Annotated in this window: 18 protein-coding genes and 1 pseudogene (1 of these 19 cut by a window edge); 8 read left to right on the plus strand and 11 right to left on the minus strand. The window is 69.5% G+C overall.

Annotation, left to right across the window (positions count from 1 at the left end; all coding sequences use genetic code 11):
• Positions 1–91 precede the first annotated feature (91 nt).
• Together FrCorBMG51_RS15020 and FrCorBMG51_RS15025 are read left to right on the plus strand one after the other, a co-directional pair.
• Complete coding sequence (locus FrCorBMG51_RS15020) at positions 92–2,401, plus strand: right-handed parallel beta-helix repeat-containing protein (protein ID WP_052914703.1); 2,310 nt, start codon at positions 92–94, stop codon at positions 2,399–2,401.
• Positions 2,398–3,573 (plus strand): right-handed parallel beta-helix repeat-containing protein, encoded by a 1,176-nt coding sequence (locus tag FrCorBMG51_RS15025; protein ID WP_047223692.1) that lies wholly within the window; start codon positions 2,398–2,400, stop codon positions 3,571–3,573. Before FrCorBMG51_RS15020 ends, FrCorBMG51_RS15025 begins: the two co-directional genes overlap by 4 nt.
• A 97-nt stretch (positions 3,574–3,670) precedes the next feature.
• Here FrCorBMG51_RS15025 and FrCorBMG51_RS15030 read toward each other — a convergent pair whose 3' ends face one another.
• The 5 genes from FrCorBMG51_RS15030 to FrCorBMG51_RS28350 all read right to left on the minus strand — a co-directional run bounded on the left by FrCorBMG51_RS15030 (position 3,671) and on the right by FrCorBMG51_RS28350 (position 7,745).
• Entirely contained in the window at positions 3,671–4,129 is a 459-nt protein-coding gene (locus FrCorBMG51_RS15030; RefSeq protein WP_086055476.1) for a DUF3817 domain-containing protein, read from the minus strand.
• Positions 4,126–4,572, minus strand: coding sequence for a hypothetical protein (locus FrCorBMG51_RS15035; RefSeq protein ID WP_047223693.1), 447 nt, complete (start codon positions 4,570–4,572; stop codon positions 4,126–4,128). The genes FrCorBMG51_RS15030 and FrCorBMG51_RS15035 overlap by 4 nt, the downstream gene beginning before the upstream one ends.
• Positions 4,573–4,823: 251 nt before the next feature.
• Entirely contained in the window at positions 4,824–6,107 is a 1,284-nt protein-coding gene (locus FrCorBMG51_RS15040) for a hypothetical protein (protein WP_157180516.1), read from the minus strand.
• The gene (locus FrCorBMG51_RS15045) at positions 6,104–6,829 is read right to left on the minus strand and encodes a SigE family RNA polymerase sigma factor (RefSeq protein WP_235433602.1); all 726 of its coding nucleotides are present in this window, start codon (positions 6,827–6,829) and stop codon (positions 6,104–6,106) included. Before FrCorBMG51_RS15045 ends, FrCorBMG51_RS15040 begins: the two co-directional genes overlap by 4 nt.
• Positions 6,830–7,505: 676 nt before the next feature.
• Positions 7,506–7,745: a hypothetical protein gene (locus FrCorBMG51_RS28350; protein ID WP_139342129.1), complete on the minus strand. Its 240-nt coding sequence runs from the start codon at positions 7,743–7,745 to the stop codon at positions 7,506–7,508.
• Between the two features lie 198 nt (positions 7,746–7,943).
• Between FrCorBMG51_RS28350 and FrCorBMG51_RS15055 the strand changes: the two genes are divergently transcribed.
• The 4 genes from FrCorBMG51_RS15055 to FrCorBMG51_RS15070 all read left to right on the plus strand — a co-directional run bounded on the left by FrCorBMG51_RS15055 (position 7,944) and on the right by FrCorBMG51_RS15070 (position 11,320).
• Positions 7,944–8,129, plus strand: coding sequence for a hypothetical protein (locus FrCorBMG51_RS15055; RefSeq protein ID WP_139342128.1), 186 nt, complete (start codon positions 7,944–7,946; stop codon positions 8,127–8,129).
• Positions 8,130–8,801: 672 nt separating this feature from the next.
• A complete protein-coding gene (locus tag FrCorBMG51_RS15060) occupies positions 8,802–9,119 on the plus strand; it encodes a hypothetical protein (RefSeq protein ID WP_076842313.1) in 318 nt (105 codons plus the stop codon).
• Positions 9,120–9,579: 460 nt separating this feature from the next.
• On the plus strand, positions 9,580–10,566 hold the full coding sequence (locus tag FrCorBMG51_RS15065; protein WP_217699214.1) for an NAD(P)H-quinone oxidoreductase: 987 nt from the start codon (positions 9,580–9,582) through the stop codon (positions 10,564–10,566).
• A gap of 184 nt (positions 10,567–10,750) precedes the next feature.
• Positions 10,751–11,320, plus strand: coding sequence for a bacterial proteasome activator family protein (locus FrCorBMG51_RS15070; protein ID WP_047223699.1), 570 nt, complete (start codon positions 10,751–10,753; stop codon positions 11,318–11,320).
• Between the two features lie 359 nt (positions 11,321–11,679).
• Here the strand turns inward: FrCorBMG51_RS15070 and FrCorBMG51_RS15075 are convergent, their stop codons facing one another.
• The 3 genes from FrCorBMG51_RS15075 to FrCorBMG51_RS15085 all read right to left on the minus strand — a co-directional run bounded on the left by FrCorBMG51_RS15075 (position 11,680) and on the right by FrCorBMG51_RS15085 (position 15,696).
• On the minus strand, positions 11,680–13,140 hold the full coding sequence (locus FrCorBMG51_RS15075) for a TldD/PmbA family protein (protein ID WP_047223700.1): 1,461 nt from the start codon (positions 13,138–13,140) through the stop codon (positions 11,680–11,682).
• The gene (locus FrCorBMG51_RS15080) at positions 13,137–14,657 is read right to left on the minus strand and encodes a TldD/PmbA family protein (RefSeq protein WP_047223724.1); all 1,521 of its coding nucleotides are present in this window, start codon (positions 14,655–14,657) and stop codon (positions 13,137–13,139) included. Before FrCorBMG51_RS15080 ends, FrCorBMG51_RS15075 begins: the two co-directional genes overlap by 4 nt.
• Positions 14,658–14,901: 244 nt before the next feature.
• A complete protein-coding gene (locus FrCorBMG51_RS15085; RefSeq protein WP_047223701.1) occupies positions 14,902–15,696 on the minus strand; it encodes an HAD family hydrolase in 795 nt (264 codons plus the stop codon).
• 201 nt (positions 15,697–15,897) lie between these two features.
• On the opposite strand from FrCorBMG51_RS15085, the gene FrCorBMG51_RS15090 reads away from it, so the two are divergent.
• Both FrCorBMG51_RS15090 and hisG read left to right on the plus strand, forming a co-directional pair.
• Positions 15,898–16,245 (plus strand): phosphoribosyl-ATP diphosphatase, encoded by a 348-nt coding sequence (locus FrCorBMG51_RS15090; protein ID WP_235433603.1) that lies wholly within the window; start codon positions 15,898–15,900, stop codon positions 16,243–16,245.
• 51 nt (positions 16,246–16,296) lie between these two features.
• Positions 16,297–17,142 carry an ATP phosphoribosyltransferase gene (gene hisG, locus FrCorBMG51_RS15095; protein WP_047223725.1) on the plus strand — a complete coding sequence of 282 codons (846 nt, stop codon included), beginning with the start codon at positions 16,297–16,299 and terminating at the stop codon, positions 17,140–17,142.
• 124 nt (positions 17,143–17,266) lie between these two features.
• Here hisG and folE read toward each other — a convergent pair.
• The 3 genes and pseudogenes from folE to hpt form a co-directional block, all read right to left on the minus strand.
• Positions 17,267–17,848, minus strand: a pseudogene (folE, locus tag FrCorBMG51_RS15100) (GTP cyclohydrolase I FolE); the annotation flags it as partial.
• 172 nt (positions 17,849–18,020) lie between these two features.
• Positions 18,021–20,189 carry an ATP-dependent zinc metalloprotease FtsH gene (gene ftsH, locus FrCorBMG51_RS15105; RefSeq protein WP_047223703.1) on the minus strand — a complete coding sequence of 723 codons (2,169 nt, stop codon included), beginning with the start codon at positions 20,187–20,189 and terminating at the stop codon, positions 18,021–18,023.
• Between the two features lie 266 nt (positions 20,190–20,455).
• Positions 20,456–21,209 carry the 3' end of a hypoxanthine phosphoribosyltransferase gene (hpt, locus tag FrCorBMG51_RS15110; protein ID WP_047223727.1) on the minus strand. 1,094 nt of this gene lie beyond the right edge of the window, so 754 of the gene's 1,848 nt are visible here — the last part of the coding sequence; its start codon lies off the right edge, out of view — the gene reads right to left on this strand; the stop codon is at positions 20,456–20,458.

Genomic DNA, 21,209 nt, shown 5'->3' on the forward strand with positions numbered 1-21,209 from the left:
GCTCGGATTCTCCGTTCGCCGTGGGCTGTCACCCGGCGCCGGGCCGTCCCCCAGCCGTCGGCGACCGTGGGCTCGTGTCCTGAGCGGTGGCGTGTGCGCGGGTGTCCTTCTCGGGGCCGCCTCCATCCTGATCGGCGTGGCCGGCCCCGCGAAGGCCGCGCCCCCGTCGCCGCTGCCCCCGGTCACCTCGGCGGACGCCAAGAAGCAGGCCCTGCTCGTCGACGCCGAGGACATCCGCCTGCGGTCGACGTTCGAGAAGTTCGGGGTGCTGCGGGCACCTGCCATGGTGCAGACCCAGGGCAGCCTGCCAACCCTGCTGCTGCCCGCCCGGCCGGCTCCCTACACGATCGAGGAGGTTGCCGCCGCCGGTGGCATGCGCCGTGAGGTCGACGGCGCCACCCTGGTGCTGACCAACATCGTGGTCGGGCCGGACGCCCGTCTGGTCATCGATCAGCGGGCCGGGTCACTGCGGCTCGCCAGCAGCTCGGCGGGATTCGTCGGACTCACCAGCTGGCGTGGCGCCATCGAGATCAACGGTAACGCGCAGCAGCCACTGAACGTCACCGGCTGGGACATCAAGGAGCTCAAGCCCGACGTCAACGCGGTGGACGGGCGCGCCTACATCCGCACGATGGGTGGCGAACTGGTCGTGCGCAACGCCCGGGCGTCCAACCTGGGCTTCTGGAGCGGCCGTACCGGCGGTGTGGCCTGGACGGGTAGCAAGGGCGAGCCCAGCACCGGTGGCGCGGCCAACTCCACGTTCGTCAACAACGTCTGGGGTGCCTACATCTCCGGTAGCGAGGGCATCCAGATGATCAATGTGCGGCTGGAGGGCAACGACCGGGCCGGCCTGGCGATCCACCGGGACGCGGTCAGCACCCTCATCTCCGGCAGCACCTCCACCGGCAACCACGGCGACGGCATCACCATCGACCGCGCCTCCGGCTCCCGGGTCATGCGCAGCACGATCACGGACAACAGCGGTGACGGGATCACGCTGGACGGCCGCGGTATCGGCATCGTCGCCACCGCCACCGGCGTCCAGATCAACCAGATCAAGGGAACCGTCATCGAGGCGAACACGCTGAGCGGCAACGGGCGCTACGGGGTCCGGGTCCTCGGCGGTGAGGACACCGTCGTACGCGGCAACAAGGTGTCCGGCAGCCAGGTGGGCGTCGTGGTCAAGAGCGGTGCGAACGGCACCCAGATCCTCGACAACACCGTCGGAGGCGTGGTCGACTCCGCCCTGCAGATCGGCCCGGACGCCAAGCGGACGGCCGTCACCACCAACACGCTCGCCGACGGGCGGATGGGGATCATCACCCAGGACGCCGCAACGAACATCATCAGCCGTAACAAGATATCCGGCTCGACCGAGTTCGCGGTGACCATACGCGGCCAGTCTGACGGCACGACCGTGGGCAACAACACACTGGCCGGCCGGGGTTGGCGAGCCGTCGACATCCGCAAAGCCGTCGGGATCACCGCCGCGGCCGTGAAGAGCAACGACACGTCGAAGTGGATTCCCCGGCTCGAACGCCCGTGGTACGCGATCTTTGAACGGCACCCGGCCCTGTTCGTCTGGTCGTTCATGGCACTGCTGCCGATTCTTGGCTGGCGTACCGGCCGGCGCTGGCGCAAGCGCGCGGCCAACGAACACCCCTATCCCGAGTCCGATCTGCTGGTACGGCGTATGACCAGCGTGGCTGCTGCTCCGGCTGGCCCGCAGCCGGCTGCGGCCGCGGCCGGCCCGGCCGGCCTGCAGGCCGCCGTCGAGCGGCTGGAACTGGTCGAGGCGACCGAGGTGATCCCCATGCCTCCGCGCCCCGGGGACCGTGGACGGACACCGTTGGTACCCGGCCAGGGCGCCCAGCGGACGACCACCTACCGCGGCGCCGCCGCGCAGGAGTATCCGCCTGCATCCCAGCCGCGGTACGGCGACCAGTCCTGGCCCGCCGCGTCCGCGCCGCCGCCCGGCCCAGCCGGCCGGCAGGCGGGGCCCGGCAGCGGCAGCTCCGACAGGGCGTTCAGCGGGCGTGGTCGTGATGGTGCCCGGGCCAACCAGGACGACAACCCGACCATGGACGGCCTGCGTTACCTGCGTGACCGTGCGGCACGGTATCCTGACGATCTCTTCGAGCGGTTCGCCGAGGGCGAGGATGACGATTTCCGTGGAGGTGGCCCCACCAGCGCCGCCGTGCCACAGGGATATCCGCAGGCCCGGAACGACCGGCTTCCAGATGATCGTTTTTATGAGGGCGACCCGGAGGCGGATGACGCCACGATCCAGGGCGATCGCGAAGGTGCCGCGGTGGTGAAATACGACACCGTCGGATCGCGAGCGATGATTTCCTACAATGGGAAAGATCGTGACCGTTACACCAGGAGGGATCCACTGTGACGATCCCTCCTGCGGGGGTCCCTACCGGGACGGCCGGCCCCTCGACAGGGCCGGCTTCCCGGGGCACCCGCAGGCGTTGGGGTCAGTACGTGACGGTGACGGTGGCACTCGCGTGCGCGGTGACGGTCGCCGCCTGCCAGGGCGGCACGAAAACGGCGAGCTCGCAGGCGCCGCCAGCCACGGGCTCGGCAGCTTCCGAGGCTTCCCCGCGGGCGTCCGCCGCCGGGGCCGGGCCGGCCGTCACCCAGGGCGGCGGGCCTCAGCCCGGCAGCCAGGAGGTGACCTGTCCGGCAGGTGAGCCCACCGTCCGTAACGCCGGTGACCTCAAGACAGAGCTGGCGTCGGCGAAGCCCGGCGCGGTCATCCGACTGGCCGACGGCACATACGCCGGCGGCTTCACCATCGCCAGATCGGGCACGGCAGCACAGCCGATCTGGCTGTGCGGTTCGCGCAACGCCGTGCTGGACGGCCAGGACGACACCGACTACATCCTGCACATCGACCATGCCTCCTACGTCCGCCTGTCGGGTTTCAGCGTCCGCAATGGCAAGAAGGGCGTGATGGCGGACGGCGTCCAGTACGGCATCATTGCCGGGCTCAGTGTGAGCGCCATCGGGGACGAGGCCATCCACCTGCGTTCCTTCAGCTCCGACAATCTGGTGACCAGGAACGTCATCCGGAACACCGGGAACCGCTCGGAGAAGTTCGGCGAAGGTGTCTACGTCGGTAGCGCCAGCAGCAACTGGTGCAAGTACTCGAACTGCAGCCCGGACAACAGCGACCGGAATTCGATCATCGGGAATGACATCGCCGGCACGACGTCGGAGAACATCGACATCAAGGAAGGCACCACCGGCGGCATCATCTCCGGGAACACGCTGTCCGCCGACAGACTGGTCGAGGCCGACTCGTGGATCGACCTCAAGGGTAACGGGTGGACCGTCGTGGACAACACCGGCCGGGGCGGCGGAAGCATCAAGGACGGTATCCAGACCCACGTCGAGTCCGCCGGCTGGGGACGACGGAACATCATCCGGAACAATTCGCTCGCGGTGAACGGCGGAGGGTTCGGGGTTTATATCCACAACGGCGACAGCACCCAGAACGTGGTCGGTTGTGACAATAGGATTCAGGGCGCGGAGCGGGGCTTCTCCAACATCAGGTGCTCTTAGTCGTAATGTTTCCGCCGCCGGACGGACGTCAGCATTGGTTATTAGCGTTGCGTGACATCACGTCCGGCGGTTGTTGTCGTTACGTTGTGAAAAGGTCTCACGTGCCGTGAGTGGACCGCTGTCGTTCGAGCACCGTGCGGGTGACCCGGCGCTCCGCCACGAACGACAGGAAGGGAATCGTGCCGGCCAGCATGACCCACAGGGTCGGCACGGTGCCCAGCCGGCATCGGGACGACAGGTCCGCGGTCAGGGCGAGATAGATCATGAACAGGAGCCCGTGGACGGGGCTGACGGTCTCGGCGAGCGCCGGGGCGTCCGCCAGGTACTTCAGCGGCACGCCCACCAGCACGAGTGTGATCAGCCCCACACCGACGAGATAGGCGATCACCCGGAAGCGCAGCAGCGCACGACGGACCGCGCGCTCGCTGAAGCGCCCGGAGTCCGAGGCGGAACCGGCGCCGGCGCCGCTCGCCGTCGTTTCCGCCCTTCCAGGGCCTGCCGTGGGCTCCGGTCCCGGGGCTGGGCCCCGGGCGTCCTCCTTGGTGGGCGGTGTCACCGTGTCCCCGATCCGGACGGCGTGTCCCGCTCGTAGAGCGAGGCAAGGTAGCGGTTGTACGCCTCCAACTCCTCGTCATCCTCCTCATCGTCGCCAAAGCCGTTGCTGGGCGAACCGTCAGTGCCGGACCCGCCCGGCCCACCAGGCCCGTGGCGTTCGTTCCATGGTTGTCCGTCCGTGCCGGGACGGGCCGCCTCACCGGCCGCGGGAGCCCTCTTCGCCGATCCTGGACGAAGTTCCTCGCGCACCATCTGCCACCAGCCGAAGATCACGGCCGCGGCGAAGATCGGCCATTCCACACCGTAGAAGAGGTTCTGCAGGGTCCCGCGACCGGACTGCCCCTTCTCCCACTGCCACCACCCGAGCCTGGCGAACAGGGCGATCATGAAAAGTGCGAGCGCGTGACGCAGGATCCAGGAGGGCGAGAAGAGGATTCGGCGCACGTCTGCGACGCTACATCCGTTCGTGCCCGGCGTGGCTGTCGGACGGGTTGACAAGTACGGCTCGCCCGCCCCGGCTGGGGGGGGTTAGCGGGGAACGGGCGAGCCGGAACGTTCGGAAACAGCGCTTTGGTCAGCCGAGAGATCACCGGTCCTGAGCGCAGCGGAGCTGTCCGCACGTTCATATGTCCAGTCGCCCGGGAGCCTGGCGGGGTTGCCGCGTCCGGAACATTTTTTTCGACGTCGAGAACGGCTCACCGGCGGCCGGAGAGGACAGCCGCGGCAAGCGAGATCTGCCCCGGGGGCGCCGCCTGGACCTGCTGCGGCCTGGACAACCTGCCGCCGCCGGGGCTGCCCTGCCCGTCCAGGTCGCGCCGTTCGTCCTGCTTGTCACGATTGTTCGAGTAGTCGCGATCGTCTGCGTCATCTGAATCGGGCTCTGCCCGGGCAGACACCTCGACGGTCAGGATGTCTCCACTCGAGCCCGGGTCGAAGTCGATCTCGACTACCGAACCCACCCATCTGCTCGAATGGCCCGACTGCACGACGACAGACGAGACATCCTGCCCGTCGATGCCGGCCCGCACCACGCCCCGTACCCCCAGCGTGCCCAGGTACAGGCTCAGACGGCCGGCCTGGCCGGCCGTCGGGACGACAAGCCGGAACCTGCCGGAGTCCCGCAGCGCCAGGGCGTCGGCATAGTTGCGGCCCGTCCGCTGCGGGCTGCCCGCGCTCCAGTCGAACCGGCTGGTAGCGGCGACCACCGTCGGGTCGCTGCCGGACACATTGAGCCGGCCAATGATCGGTTCTGCCAGGTTCGCGCGTACCCGCTCGGTGGATCTGTTCGCGCCGTTCCCGTAAAGGACCCAGTCCCGGGCGCCCGGGGTCGGCAGAATGATCCGTTCCGGGGGCGTCGGGCCGACACTGAGCTGGACCCGCGGCGCCTTGTCCGCCGGTGCTCGGGGTGACGGAGGCGCGGCGGCCGGGTCGGGTGTGGTCTGTGACGTCGGCCCAGCCGACGCGGGCTGTTGCGAGGGGATGGGCAGGGGCAGGGTGACCCCGGTCGCGGAAGCGGGCGGCGGTACCGGAAGCGCCGTGGCCGACATAGAATGATCATTATTGCGTGACGGGACCGTCCGGATGCCGATCAGTGTGATCGCCACGACGCCGAGCACGCCGGCGACGGCACCCAGGGTAATCGTCGCGGATCGGGAGGAAACGGCCGGCGGTCTCCCCGGCCTTCTTCCCCGCGGGGCCGTCCTTTCCAGGCCCTGCCGCTCCAGGCCCTGCCGCTCCAGACCCTGCCGCCGTCGCTGGTCACGAGGCAGCCGATCCGGGCTTTCGGAGCGACGGCCGGCAGCGTGGGCCAGCGGTGGGCGGGTCTCACGGCCCGGCCCGACAACGCGTCCGCGGATCCGCGCGCTGTCCGGCTCGTGTGCGTTCGCCGCGTCCGTGAGCGTCTCGGACAGCCACGGCCCCGGTTCCACGAGGGTGTGTCCGCGGTGGCGACGGCCGGTGCAGCGGCGACCGCCTGTCATGTCGCCTCCCCACCCCGCAGCCGAGCCCGCGGATCGACGTCGCGCCGCCGGCGTGGCAGCCCCTTGCGCGCCTCGGGATGCTTCCTGCCCAGTCGTGCCACGGGATCCGCCGCCGGCGGGGCCTGCGGCCCCCGGGCGCTCCCACGCGCGTTGTCGCGTGTGCCCGCCAGCAGGATGCGCTCCAGCTCACCGGCGCCCTTCGAGGTCTGGCTCTTGACCGTGCCGACGGAGATCCCCAGGGTGCGGGCGGTCTCGTCCTCGGAGAGGTCGAAGGCGTACCGGAGCACCAGGCACTCCCGTTTGCCGGCCGCCAGCGACATCAACGCCGTCCGGACGTCGACGACGGCCGGCACGTCGGTGTCGGTGCTGCGGGTCTCGGCCAGGCTGCCGAGAATGCCGAGGCCATGCCGCTCGCGCATGATCCGCCGTAGCCGGCTCGCGGCCATGTTCGCGACGGTACGTCTGAGGTAGGCCAGCGGGCTGTCGGCCTGGCGGACCCTGTCCCAGCGCCGCCAGGCGGCGGTGAACGCGTCGGCGGTGATGTCGTCGGCGGCGTCATGGTCGTTGGTCAGCAGATAGGCGAGCCGGGACAGCTGGCGATGGTGCCGCTCGAAGAAGGCGTGGAACTCCGCGGCCGGGCCACCGGGGCCACCGGGGTCGCCGTGACTATCGGGGCCATGGGGGGTACAGGGGTCGTCGTGGCCGTCGGGGCCACCGTCCACGGCTGCCGGGCGGGTACGGGCGCGGTCACCGACGTGGCCATCTGGTACTACGGGATCATCGGGTGCCACAGGGGCATCCGGTGACACGGGGTCCGCCGGTACCACGGAGGTACCCGCGGCACCGCCCGCTTCGATGGTGTCGCCGTCCCGTTCCAACCGGCGTGCTCCTGAAGCTCGTCCGATGGGCGATGCGCCACATGTGTGGATCTCGCCCGGTGGCAGGATGAGAGAAGTATGTCCGGCGCGCAGCCTATGGGCTGCGGCGGGTCCGTCCAATTCGGCCATCGCCACGATTTGGTCATCATCCGGCCGGGATCGGGTGATTCACTCCCTCATCCTGTCCGCGGACTGTTGCCGGATGACGTAACGATGTTTCCGTGGGGCACCGGTCGGGGTATGCCGGCGCATATGGGTGCTTCGCACGAAGTCGTTGTGGCTCGCCGGGACGTCCGTGTGCATCGGCCTGCCCCACCGCCTCCGCTTGATCCGGACGCTCCGATCCCGGACGACCCCGCTCCGCTGCTTCCCACTACGCCCGATCTGCCGCCCGCCCCGCACGAGCCCTCCCCCTACACCGAACCCGCTCCGACCGAGCCCGAGCCCGAGCCCGAACCCGTCTGATCCGTGCCCGGGCCGTCCGGGGCGGCTCGCATGCCACCCGGTGGCCATCTGGGCTTCATCGGGCCAGCCGATCAGCATGGGTGACGACGTCACGTGCCGGAGCCGCCGTCGTCGTCCACGGCAGGTCGCCGCGGATCGGGTTTTCTTTTACACGTCTGACGTAGTCGCTCGGGCTTTTTATGAGGCACCCCTTGCCGCGGTACTTCTGCCGGACTCGTTCCAGGCAGGTCTCCACGGTATTTTTCTCGATATTGGGACGCCGGACGATGGCGACGTGCGGCAGACTCTCGGCCACCCAGGAGAGTCTGCCGTTCCCATGGTGTCAGGGCAGGGTTGTTACGGTCGTCATCGACGAGCGGGAAGGCGTGTACCGGCGAGGTTGGCGCCTCCCGCGGTGCACGGGTCGGGTCGTCGAGGTCGCGTTTCTTCGAAATGTACGCGATCGAAATGTACGCGAGTGCGCCGGCCCGGGTGGCGGGCCGCCGGAACGGCGATGTTCATACGGACGGCGCTCGGTATCGCGGGCGGAGCATTCGTCCTGCTGTTCGGCACCACTGCCGCGGATGGCCACGCCGATTCCGGCGAGGCCGGGTTGCTCGGCATCGCCGCGCTGGTGTTCCTCGTGCTGGCCGGGGCGCCGCTGGCATGCGCGGTCATGCTGCCCCACCGGCTGTCATGAATCCGCTTCGTCATTGTCATCGTCATCGTCGAGCCGATCACTGTGCTCAACGGATTGGTCAACTTTGTCTCCGCGCGGTCCATCGGCTTGTTCCAGCCGCTCGGGCTCTTCCCCGTCATCCGGGGAGCGCTTGTCATCCGGCCATTCGCTCGCCAGGACGCCAAGGTGCGGCGTCGAGAAAAGTCACTGTTGTCACAATAGCCACCACATGGCAACTACTTTATGACACCGTTGACCGGACATGATGTAGGCGGATCAGCCGGCAACCAACGGTGTGGGCTCGCGGGAGTGCGGCTGGCGAGTACGCCGCATCGTCGCCAGCGCGCCGGATGGCCGGTGACAGAGCGAGAGGACCAGTAATCGATGATGGCCTGTCGAAACGGTGGCTCCGTGTTGACCCCGGGACCTCGCGGGCGTGTGGGATGCGTACTTCTCGCGGCACTTTCCATAGCTGGCTGCGGCTCCCAGGTCGCTACCGTCGCGACGTCCACCAGCGCCCCTGCCATAACCGTCCCTGTCACCACCGCGGTGCCCACCATCGTGCCTCCTGTCACCTCACCTGCCGCCACCACGGCGTCCATCGTCGTTCCCGTTATCACCTCGCCTGTCGCCAGAGCCGTTCCGTCGCCTCCGCCGTTAAACGCGGTCGACGGCACACGGTTCGAAGCCTGTGTGGACGGCACCTGCGAGGTGTCCGTGCACGGGCCGGTCGACATCGCGGTCGGCCCCGACGCTCTTTCCGTGACCAAGGTGAGTCCCGACGGACTCGACTTCGAGCTGAGCCTGGCGAATGGCGGGCAGGCGTCCGGCACCCTCAAAGGCACCTGCGGTACCATTTTCACGTTTCTCCGCGGCGGTGGTTTCCGCAGCGGATTCTGCGCTCCCGGTAAAGTGCAGGGGCCGCCGGCTCCGGAACCCGGGACGGTTTCGGTCCAGTTGGCCGGATGGTCTTCCGACGGAGCCGCCGTACTGCGACTGGTCTCGGGCTAGTCCCTGATCTTCCGTATGGCGGCCCGTACGGTAACGAAACCCTTCCGTACCGTCTTCCTGAGGACTTCTGAACGCGGAGACCGTGGGAGCACGATATCAGTAAAGGCTGATCCAAACCGTTTTCCGCCCGTATGCGGATGGCGATTTTCGTCATTGTGAATGCCCAATTGCTGATCGTCCGTAATCGGTTCTCGACCAGAAAAAATCAGTCGTCTCGGGACCCCTCCCGGTTGTCGGGGCCAGTGGTCCTGAGCGGACTTCGGCACGGTTCGGAAAACCGAAGCCCGGTGGGCCGCGTTCCTGCCGGGGGACGCCTGTTCCCGCGGCCGGTTGATGATCGTGGGTGCGGGTGGACGCGGTGCGCGGGCGGGTGGCCGTATGACGGCTGCCCCACGGCGGACGACGGCGGATCTGCTGTGCGCGGGTGGGCGGGCGTGGATACGGTGGGTTGGTGCGTGCGGTGACAGTGGCGTCTTTCGGTGCTCCCGAGGTCATGTCCTGGGCGGAGGTGGACGACCTCGCCCCGCCTGGCCCGGGTGAGATCGCCATCGACGTGGTCGCCTCCGCGGTCAACCGCGCCGACCTGCTGCAACGCCAGGGCTTCTACCCGCCGCCGCCGGGCGCGTCCGCCGTGCTGGGGCTGGAGTGCTCCGGCCGGGTCGCCGCGGTCGGCGCCGGGGTGACCGCCTGGCAGCCGGGGGACGAGGTCTGCGCCCTGCTCGCCGGCGGCGGGTACGCGACGAGGGCCAACGTCCCCGCCGGCCACGTGCTCCCGGTGCCGGCCGGGGTGTCGCTGCTCGAGGCCGCCGGGCTGCCCGAGGTCGCGGCCACGGTCCACTCGACGGTGTTCGGGGTCGCCGATCTGCGTGACGGCGAGGTGTTCCTGGTGCACGGCGGGGCGTCCGGGATCGGGACGTTCGCGATCCAGGCCGTGCGGGCCCTGCGGCCGTCGTCGACGATCGCGACCACCGCGGGCAGCCCGGCGAAGCTGGCGCGCGTCCGCGAACTCGGAGCCGATCTCGCCATCTCCTACCGGGACGAGGACTTCGTCGACCGGGTGCGGGAGGCCACCGGCGGCCGTGGCGCGGACGTGATCCTCGACAACATGGGCGGGTCGTACCTGGCGCGCAACGTCGAGGCACTGGCCGTCGAGGGGCGCATCGTCGTCATCGGGCTGCAGGGCGGGCGCAAGGGCGAGCTGAACCTGGCAGCGCTGCTGGCCAAGCGGGGGAGCGTCCACGCGCTGTCCCTGCGGGCTCGGCCGGACGAGCAGAAAGCCGCGATCGTGGCGGACGTCCGTGAGCGGATCTGGCCGGCGGTCGAGGCCGGGGCGATCCGTCCGGTGATCGACCAGGTGGTGCCGATCGAGAAGGTCGCCGACGCGCACCGGCACGTCGAGGAGCTTGGCCACGTGGGCAAGGTCCTGCTCGCCGTGGACACTCCGTAGCCACGGACATCTCGTAGCCGTGGACATCTCGTAGCCGTGGACGCCCCGTAACGCGCTGGCCGCGGAAGGCGGAGCTGGCGGCGGATAGTGATGTGGGTGGTCGTCCGTTGCTGACGGTGCCCAGTTGCGGACTCGTTTCCGTCCTGGCCGCATACCTGTCGGATCGAGCAGGCAGGATGGGTGTATGGCAGATCAACCGGACCCACGGGTCGTGGTCGTCGGACCGGACGGAACACTGGACGAGGGCACCGCGGCTGCCCGTTCGCGGGTCGTGGCCGCCCAGCTCGGTGGCGACCCGGCCGCGTCGCCCGCGGCCGAGGACGACGAGGATCATGCGAGCGCGCTCATGGAGATGGTCCCCCAGCCGGACAAGGTGATGCGGATCGGCTCAATGATCAAACAGTTGCTGGAGGAGGTACGGGCAGCGCCGCTGGACGAGGCAAGCAGGGTGCGCCTGCGGGAGATCCACCGTAACGCGATCACCGAGCTCTCCGACGGGCTCGCCCCGGAGCTGGCCGAGGAGCTCGGCCGGCTCACGCTCCCCTTCAGCGACGCCCGGACCCCCAGCGACGCCGAACTGCGGATCGCTCAGGCACAGCTCGTCGGATGGCTGGAAGGACTCTTCCACGGCATCCAGACGGCGCTGTTCGCCCAGCAGATGGCCGCCCGGGCCCAACTGGAGGAGATACGCCGGCGGGCCCTGCCCAGCGCCCCCCAGCAGGGCGAGCAGTTCGGCCGCGGCGCCTACCTGTGAACCCCGTGGGCGGCCTGTGTCGAACCCGTGGGAGGCCTGCCCGCCGCCGGCTCCGCCGGCCCCGCCGGCTCCGGCGGNCGGCTCCGGCGGTCGTGGCGGGGCCGCGCGGGGATGCATGGACGCGGGGACGCCGGCCGCGGCCAGAACGACGGAAATGCTGGAACAGCAAACGCCTGGAACACCGGTCAGGCAGTCGGGCGTGCGCGTCCGGTTCTGCTCATGAAAGTGAGGGCGGAAGCGGCTGTCATGGCGCCACCTGTTCCCTCACTTTCATGATGCGACAGCGTCCGATCATGTGTTTCTGATCGTTTCGGGACGGGCCCGCGTCACCTGACAGGCGTTTCGGGGACGCGGGGGTGTCAGCTTGCCGGGCTGACCGAGCTCATGTTGAAGTCCGGGACACGCAGGGCCGGCATCCGGGCGAGAGTGAACCAGTCCCCCCACTCGCGGGGAAGCGTCCGGACCGTCGCCCCGACCTCGGTGAGCCGGCCCAGCAGGTCCACCGGGCTCTCGTTGAACCGGAAGTTGTTGACCGCGCCGACGACCTCGCCGTCCTCCACCAGGTAGACGCCGTCACGGGTGAGCCCGGTGAGCAGGAGCAGCTGCGGGTCGACCTCGCGGATGTACCACAGGCAGGTCAGCAGCAGCCCCCGCGAGGTGTTCGCGATCAGTTCGTCGAGGGACGCCGTCCCGCCACCGTCAAGGGTCAGGTTGTCGATGAACGGGGTCACCGCCACCTTGCCGCCGTTCCCGTCGCCGCGGGCGGTGGCGTCGCGCGCCGAGGCGCGGGTGTGGATCAGCGCGGCCAGCCTGCCGTCCACGATCCAGTCGGTGCGCCGCAGCGGCAGCCCGTTGTCGAACACGCTCGACGTCGCCGACGACGCCCCGGCGATCACGAACGGGGTCGCCGGCAGCTCCGGGTCCAGCGGGTCGCTGAACAGGTGCAGCCCGGCCGGGCCCAGGGTCTCGCCGATCCGGGTGCCGCCCCCGGCCCGGCTGAACACGGTGCGTCCCTCGGCGGCGTCCCGGCCGGCGGCTGACCAGTAGGTGTAGGTCAGCAGGTCGGCGACGGCCGACGGCGGCAGCAACGTCTCGTAGCGGCCAGCGGGCAGCTCCACCGAGCGGGCGCTCCAGCCCAGGCGCTCGCGCAGCAGCGCGTGGGTGGCGGGCACGGAGACGTCGGTGAAGTCGTGGGTTGACTGGCCGTGCCACACCGAGCCGGCCGGGGTGGCGCTCTTGGCGTTCCACTCCACCGACCCGGTCGGCTGGCTGTGCCGCAGCCGCAGCCCCGCGGAGGTGCCCAGCCAGGTGGTGGTCAGCTCGTGCTGGGCGAAACCGAACAGGCGCTGCCCGTCCGCCCGCGCCGCGGCGAACGCCTCACCGAGCTCCCGTGCGAACTCGGTGAACACACCCGTGCTGGTGCGCTGCGCGGGATCGGCGAAGGTGGCCTCCGCGACAGCTTCGGCGGCGGCCACCGCGGTCTCGCCCGGGGAGTGCGGCACGCCGACGTCGGCGCCGGGGCCGAGCAGATCGGCGTAGTCGTCGGCGTCCTCGGCCTCCCGGGCGTCCGCCTCGGACAGGCGCAGCAGCTTCTCCAGATCGTCGCTGTCAGTGATGTTATTTGCCGAGCGGACCCCGAACGCCCGGCCCACCACGCTGATCACGGTGACGGACCGGTCACGGGTCGCGCCGTTGGTCGTCAGGGTGTTGTTCGCCCAGCGCAGGTTCACCGTGCTCGACTCGCCGGCGATCACCACGCACCCGTCGGCCCGCGACGACTCCAGCGCCCGTTCGACGATCTCGTGGGACTGTGCGGTCACCGGCCTGCCTCTCGCTGGGTGTTGAGGATGTTGACGTTCCGGAACAGCGCCGAGGGGGAGCCGTGGCTGACCGCCGCGACCTGCCCGGGCTGGCCCTTGCCGCAGTTGAACGCCCCACCGAGCACGTAGGTCGACTCGCCGCCCACGGCCTCGAGCGACCCCCAGAAGTCGGTGGTGGTCGCCTGGTAGGCGACGTCGCGCAGCTGCCCGACGATCCGGCCGTCGCGGATCTCGTAGAACCGCTGGCCGGTGAACTGGAAATTGTACCGCTGCATGTCGATCGACCAGCTCTTGTCACCCACGATGTAGATCCCCCGGTCCACCCGGGAGATCAGTTCCTCGGTGGACGGCCCGCCCGGCGCGGGCCGCAGCGAGACGTTCGCCATCCGCTGGATCGGCACGTGCCCGGGCGAGTCCGCGAACGCGCAGCCGTTGGAACGTCCGGTGCCCAGGGCGGCGGCGTTCTGCGCCGCCATCCGGCGGTCGAGCTGGTAGCCGACCAGGGTGCCGGCGCGGACGATGTCCCACTGCCCGGCCCGCACGCCCTCGTCGTCGTAGCCGATGGTCGCCAGGCCGTGGGGGGCGGTGCGGTCCCCGGTGACGTGCATGGCGGGGGAGCCGTAGCGCAGCGTGCCGATCTTGTCGAGGGTGGCGAAGGAGGTACCGGCGTAGGCGGCCTCGTAGCCCAGCGCCCGGTCGAGTTCGGTGGCGTGCCCGATCGACTCGTGGATCGTCAGCCACAGGTTCGACGGGTCGATCACCAGGTCGTAACGGCCCGGTTCGACCGAGGACGCCTTGGCCTTCTCGGCGAGCAGGGACGGGATCAGCTCGATCTCGGCGTCCCAGTCCCAGCAACCCGCGGCGGGGCCGGCGACCAGCCACTCCCAGCCGCGGCCGACCGGCGGGGCGATCGTGCGCATGGTCTCGAAGCCGCCGGCGGCGCGGTCGACCCGGGTCGCCTCAAGCTGGCAGATCACCCGGACGCGCTGCTGGGTGGTGCTCGACCCGGCGAGGTCGGCGTAGAACTTGTTCTCCAGTACCTGGCCGAGCCGGCCGTCGACATGGTCGACGTCCCTGGTGGCCAGCAGCGTGCGGCACAGCCCCCCGACCCGTTCGATCTTCTCGGTCGTCTCGACGGCGAACGGGTCGACCGTGTAGGCCGACACCCAGGTCGCGTCCGCGTGCACCGGCTCGTCGGCCAGCTCCACCGGTTCGCTGTTCAGCGGACGCGCCACCCGCGCGATCTCGACCGCTTCCCGGGCCACCCGGACGGCCTCGTCCACGGTGAGGTCGACACCGGCGGCGAACCCCCACGTCCCGTTGTGTACGACCCGGACGGCAAAGCCGACCGCCTGGCCGTCGGCGCGGCTTTCCAGGCCGGCGTCCCGGAAGGACAGCGACGCGTTGCGCAGCCGTTCGATGCGGATGTCGGCGTGGGTGGCGCCCAGGTCACGGGCGGTCTGCAGGGCGGCGTCGGCGAGGGCGGCCCGGGGCAGTGCGAGGAACTCGGCGTCGATGTCGTGGGCCGGGGTGCCGGCGGCATCCGGCCCCGTCCCGCTGGTGACCCCTCCAGGGCCAGTCCCTCCAGGGCCGCTCACGGGAGTACCGCCGGTGCATGTGCTGGTGACAGATGTGGCATGGATCCATCCTCGCTCCCGGGGAAAGGATCTGTTCGCCGGGGCGGCCCTCGGCGTCATCCGCCGCCACCCCGCCGCCCCGCCGCCGCGGCCAGGGTGACGCGGCCGATGGAAGGCGGCGCGGTCAGCGGAAGAGGCGTTCGAGGACGTGGGCGACGCCGTCGGCGTCGTTGGAGTCGGTGATCTCGTCGGCGGCGGCGAGGACGTCCGGGTGGGCGTTGGCGACCGCGACGGCGTGGCCGGCCCAGGCGAACATCGGCAGGTCGTTCGGCATGTCACCGAAGGCGATCGCGCGCCGTGCGGACACGCCGTACCCGGCCGCGATCTCCGCCAGGGCGACGCCCTTGGACACGCCCGCCCCGGCAATCTCCACAAGATCGTAGCTGGACGTGGTGACCACGGCCGTCGATCCGGCGGCGGCCACGATGGCACTGCGGACGTCGGCGAAGCTGCCCGCGGACAGCGCGCGCCGGACCAGCAGTTTCGTCGCGGGCAGGGCTGTGAGCAGTTCGGTGACGTGCCCGACGACCTCGTGCGGGTCGGGCCACATCGTGCTGAAGGCCGGTTCCCGGCCGAAGCGGGTGCCGCTCTCCACGGCGAAGGCGGCGTCCGGCACGATCGCCCTGATCTCGGTGGCCAGGTGGAGCGCGGTGGCGGAGTCCAGGACGCGGTGGCGGAGGGTGGCGTGGTTGTCCAGGTCGTAGACGAGCGCGCCGTTCGCGCAGATGGCCAGGCCCGACGTGCCGGTCTGGGCCACGATGTCGGCCATGACCCGGGTCGGGCGGCCGGTGACGAAGATGACGACGGACCCGGCGCTCCTGACCCGGTCCAGCGCGGCACGGGTGCGCTTCGAGACCGTGCCGTCGGTGCGGATCAGCGTCCCGTCGAGATCGGTGGCGACGAGCGCTGGGCAGAACACAGTCGTTCAGTAAACCGCATCCACACGGGCTGCGCCGACTGCCCTCCATCCTGCCGGAGGCCGGGTTTCGGGGGTTGTGGGGCCGAAGGGGGCGTGATCATGCTGCGGCCGGGTATCCCGCGGGGCCGTAGTGTGCTGCGTTAGCATGCGCGTGGTCCGGGAGGCCGAGGTCCCTGGGTCGCCGGCCGGAGTGGGATCCGGGTGGTGGACAGCCCTTCCAGCGTCCAGAACGATCACTTTTGCGACTGGCGGGAAGGCCGTGGGAAGGAAGGTGCCCGGGAAGCGATGAAAACGTTTGACGAACTATATCTTGAGCTGGCTGAAAAATGGCGTGAACGAACGCTCGGATCCGGCAGCGTGGACGCGCTGGACAAAGGAATTCACCACATCGGGAAGAAACTCCTCGAAGAAGCCGCGGAAACCTGGATGGCGGCGGAGTACGAGGGGGCGGAGCGGGTCGCGGAGGAACTGTCACAGCTGCTGTACTGGAGTCAGCTGGTGATGATTTCCGTGGGTCTGACACCGCACGACGTATACTCCAGACTGTGATAACGACCCTTCGGTGCGCGTTCGGTGCCGGACTGTGACACGGGAGCTGTGATGCTGCGACTCGCGGTGCCCAACAAGGGGGCGCTGGCGACCGCGTCCAGTCAGTTGCTCGTCGATGCGGGTTACCAGGCGCGTCGCGAATCGGCGGAGCTGGTCGTCACCGATATCGAGAACGACATCGAGTTCTTCTTCCTCCGGCCGCGCGACATCGCCGTCTACGTCGGGGCCGGCCGGCTGGACATCGGCATCACCGGCCGCGACCTGCTGATCGACAGCGGCGTCGCCGCCGACGAGCTGCTGCCACTGGGCTTCGGGTTCTCGACCTTCCGCTACGCCGTGCCGGAAGGGGGTGTGACCGACATCGACGGTCTGACCGGCACCCGGATCGCCACCTCCTTCCCCGGGCTGGTCACCGCCGACCTGGCCCGGCGCGGGGTCGACGCCCAGATCGTCAGGCTGGACGGCGCGGTGGAGACCGCCATCCGGCTCGGGGTCGCCGACGCCGTCGCGGACGTGGTGGAGACCGGGCGCACGCTGCGGGCCCACGGGCTGACGCTGCTGGGCGAACCGGTGCTGTACTCGGAGGCCGTGGTCGTGGTGAAGAAGGGGCTGGACCTCACCGCGGCACACGAACGGCTGCTGCGCCGCATCCAGGGTGTGTTGGTTGCCCGACGTTACGTCATCATGGACTACGACGTCCCGAACTCCGTGCTTGAGAAAGCCTGCGAGATAACCCCTGGTTACGAGTCGCCGACCATATCCCCGTTGCAGCGTGAGGGCTGGGTCGCGGTGCGCGCCATGGTGCCGCACACGGAGCTCAACCGGGTGATGGACGACCTGTGGGAGATCGGCGCACGCGGCATCATCGTCTCGTCCATCCAGGCCTGCCGGCTGTAGACCGTGTCTGGACGGGCGAGACCGTGTCTGATGGGGGGCGGCCGCCCGTGCGGTCGAGAACGTCCGTCAGACACGGCCGGGGCGTCGTCCAAGGGCCATCCGCGGGAAGCCAGCGGTGGCCGGGTCAGCGGTGGCTGAGGATGAGCGACATACCCTCGTTGCGGGTCGCGGTGCTCAGGAACTGGCCGCGCACCGCTGACGTCATCGTGCGGGCGCCCGGCTTGCGGACTCCGCGCATGGACATGCACAGATGCTCGGCCTCGACCACGACCATGACCCCTCTGGGGGAGAGGGCCTGTTCCAGCGCGTCGGCGATCTGGGTCGTCAGCCGTTCCTGCACCTGAGGGCGCCGCGAGTACAGGTCGACGAGCCGGGCGAGTTTGGACAGCCCGGTGATCTGGCCGCTTTCGTTCGGGATGTAGGCCACATGCGCCCTGCCGGCGAACGCGACCAGATGGTGCTCGCACAGCGACGTGAAGTCGATGTCGCGAACCAGCACCATCTCTTCGTGGCCTTCGTCGAAAACGGTGGTCAGCACCTCGGAGGGGTCCCGCCCGAGGCCTTCGACCGCCTCCCGGTAGGCACGGGCGACCCGTTCCGGGGTCTTGCGCAGCCCCTCCCTGTCCGGGTCCTCGCCGATACCGATCAGCAGCTCCCGGACGGCGCGGGCGACCCGCTCATGGTCGAACGGCCGGACGGCCTGCGGCCCGAGATCCGGTCCCCGCCGCTGGCGGGNNNNCCCCGCCGCTGGCGGGCGACGTCCGCGGCGGGAACCGTACCGGCGTTCACGTTCTGCGTGGCCGCGTCCACGGTGTCCACGGAGGCTCTGGAAAGGGAGGTATGTCCACTGCTGGGAGGTGCGAGGTCGGAATCGGTCGTCAACGGCGTCCCCTGTCGTCGTCGTTCGGCAGGCTCGGGGGCGCCCACGGGTCCGAGATCCGTGGGATGGGCGACGACGGCGCCGGGGAGCCCGCCCTGGTGTCCTCCTCCCCGGGTACCGAGGAGTCAGCAGGGCCAACCGGGGTGGTAGTGGATCCATTCCCACCAGGGGTGCTGGAACCGTTACCGTTGCCGCCGCGGCCAGCTCCGTTCGTCCGGCCGTGCTGCCCGGTGCTGGTGCCGGTGACGAGATCGGTGACGTCGCCGGACTTGTGCAGAGCCAGTTCGGCCGGGGTCATCACCGGTGGCCGGTCGGACGGCAGACGCTTGCCGACGCCGGTGTAGGAGCCGCGGCTGGGCCGCTTCTCCACGGTCGCGAAGATCTCCATGACCTCGTCCCTGCCGAGCGTCTCGACGTCCATGAGACGTAGGACGAGGTTGTCCAGGACGTCCCGGTAACGGACGAGGATCTCCCAGGCTTCGTCGTGCGCCGAGTCGATCAGCTGGCGGACCTCGGCGTCGATCTCCGCGGCGAGTTCCTCGGAGTAGTCGCGCTGATGGCCCATGTCGCGTCCGAGGAAGACCTCGCTGCTCTCGCCACCGAACCTGACCGCGCCGAGCTTGTCGCTCATCCCGAACTGGGTGACCATGGAACGGGCGATCTTCGTGGCCTTGTCGATGTCGTCGCTGGCGCCCGTCGTCGGCTCGTGGAACACCAGCTCCTCGGCTGTCCGCCCGCCCAGGCACACCGCGAGGTCGTCCAGCATCTCCGACCGGGTGCGCAGGTAGCGGTCCTCCTGGGGGAGCTGCATGGTGTAGCCCAGAGCCCGCCCGCGGGGCAGGATCGTGACCTTGTGGACGGGGTCGCTGTTCGGCAGTGCGTGCCCGACCAGCGCGTGCCCGCCCTCGTGGTAGGCGATCCGCTTCTTCTCCTTGTCGCTCATCACCCGGTTCTTGCGTTCCGGGCCGGCCATCACCCGGTCGATCGACTCCTCCAACAGGTCCGAGGAGATGAACTTGTGATCCGACCGGGCGGTGAGCAGCGCGGCCTCGTTGAGCACGTTCGCCAGGTCGGCGCCGGTGAACCCGGGGGTCCGGCGCGCGATGACCAGCATGTCGACGTCCGGCTCGATCGGCTTGCCCTTGGCATGCACCTTCAGGATCGCCTCACGGCCGAGCAGGTCGGGCCGGTCGACGACGATCTGCCGGTCGAAACGGCCCGGGCGCAGCAGCGCCGGGTCGAGGATGTCGGGCCGGTTCGTCGCGGCGATGAGGATCACACCGCCCTTGACGTCGAAGCCGTCCATCTCGACCAGGAGCTGGTTGAGGGTCTGCTCACGCTCGTCGTGGCCACCGCCGAGCCCGGCTCCGCGGTGGCGACCCACCGCGTCGATCTCGTCCACGAAAATGATCGCCGGGGCGTTGGTCTTGGCCTGCTCGAACAGGTCCCGGACGCGGCTCGCGCCGACACCGACGAACATCTCCACGAAGTCCGAGCCGGAGATCGAGTAGAACGGCACGCCGGCCTCGCCGGCGACCGCGCGGGCCAGCAGCGTCTTGCCGGTGCCGGGCGGCCCGTAGAGCAGCACACCCTTGGGGATCTTGGCCCCCATCGCCTGGAACTTGCCGGGGTTCTCCAGGAACTCCTTGATCTCCTGGAGTTCCTCGATGGCCTCGTCGGCGCCGGCCACGTCGGCGAAGGTCGTCTTCGGCGTGTCCTTGCTGACCAGTTTGGCCTTGGACTTGCCGAAGTTCATGACCCGGTTGCCGCCGCCCTGCATCTGGTTCATGAAGAAGAACAGCAGGAACACCACCAGCAGCACCGGCAGCAGGTTGAGCAGCAGCGACACGATGATGTTGCCCTGCTCGACCTTGACCTCGTAGGGGACGTTGTGACCCCGCAGATCATCGGCGAGCTTTACGGCCTGGTCGGTGACGTAGGACGACTCGTACTTGGACTTGTCCTTCGTCGTGATCTCGATGCGCTGCTTCGAGTCCTGGATGGTGGCAGCCTGGACCTGCCCCTCGGCGATCTGCTGCTGAATGAAGTTCAGGTCACGTTTGGTGTACTCGCCTGAGCCAGACAGCACATTGGTCGCGAGAATGATCACGAGTACGGCCAGGAGCAGCAGAGGCACCCAGCCGCGGAAGATTCTTCTTGGAGTCATCTGCCTGGAGCGCTGGACACGCGCGCTCCACCCTCCTGACGTGTGTGCCGCCCTCGTTCGGGATTCCCTTGTGCCGAGGGTACCGCCGGTACGCGCGCCTTACCGCGCCTACATCCGAGCAACGGGCAACTGATGCGTACCGTTCCACCGCGCTGCCCCGAATGGGCGGTTCGTGGCACGATCCGCCGCCGTCGATCCGCCGGATCCATCATTCGCGAGATCATCAACACAGTCCGCAGCGACGCCCGTGCCGGTGCGGACCAGGCCTACCGGGCGCCACGCTCGATCGCGTCCGTGTTCAGCGTCCCTACATAGGGCAGCGTACGGTACCGCTCGGCGTAGTCCAGGCCGTAGCCGACGACGAAGGCGCTCGGGATGTCGAAGCCGACGTACCGGACGTCGATGTCGGCCGCCAGCGCCTCCGGTTTGCGCAGCAGCGTGAGCACCTCCAGGGACGCCGGCCCCCGCGAACGCAGATTGCGCAGCAACCACGACAGGGTCAGGCCGGAGTCGATGATGTCCTCGACCACCAGCACGTCCTGCCCCTCGATCGAGCGGTCCAGATCCTTGAGAATGCGCACCACACCCGAGGACGAGGTGGCCGAGCCGTACGACGAGACGGCCATGAACTCCATGGTCACCGGTATGGTCAGGGCCCGGGAAAGGTCGGCCATCACCATCACCGCGCCCTTGAGAACACCGAGGAGCAGCACCTCGCGGCCGGCGTAGTCGGCGTCGACCTGGGCGGCGAGCTCCCCGATCCTGTCGGCGATGTCACCAGGGGTGACCAGCACTTCGGCGATGTCGGGATGCCGGTCTGCCCGCGGGGGAAGATCTGTTCCTGATCCGAACCCGCCGAAGCCGATCTCGTCGGGCATCGTGTGCGCAGCGGCCACCTGAGTCTCCCTGGAGTGTCCGCGCGGCCGGCCGGCCAGGACGTCCCGCGCGTGGGTGCTGGACTGGCTCCCGGACCCGTGGGCCGCGGGCCGTGCGGAGGTCTCCCACCGGCCCGCGGCCCGC

This window comes from Protofrankia coriariae (genome assembly GCF_001017755.1).
GTDB lineage: Bacteria > Actinomycetota > Actinomycetes > Frankiales > Frankiaceae > Protofrankia > Protofrankia coriariae.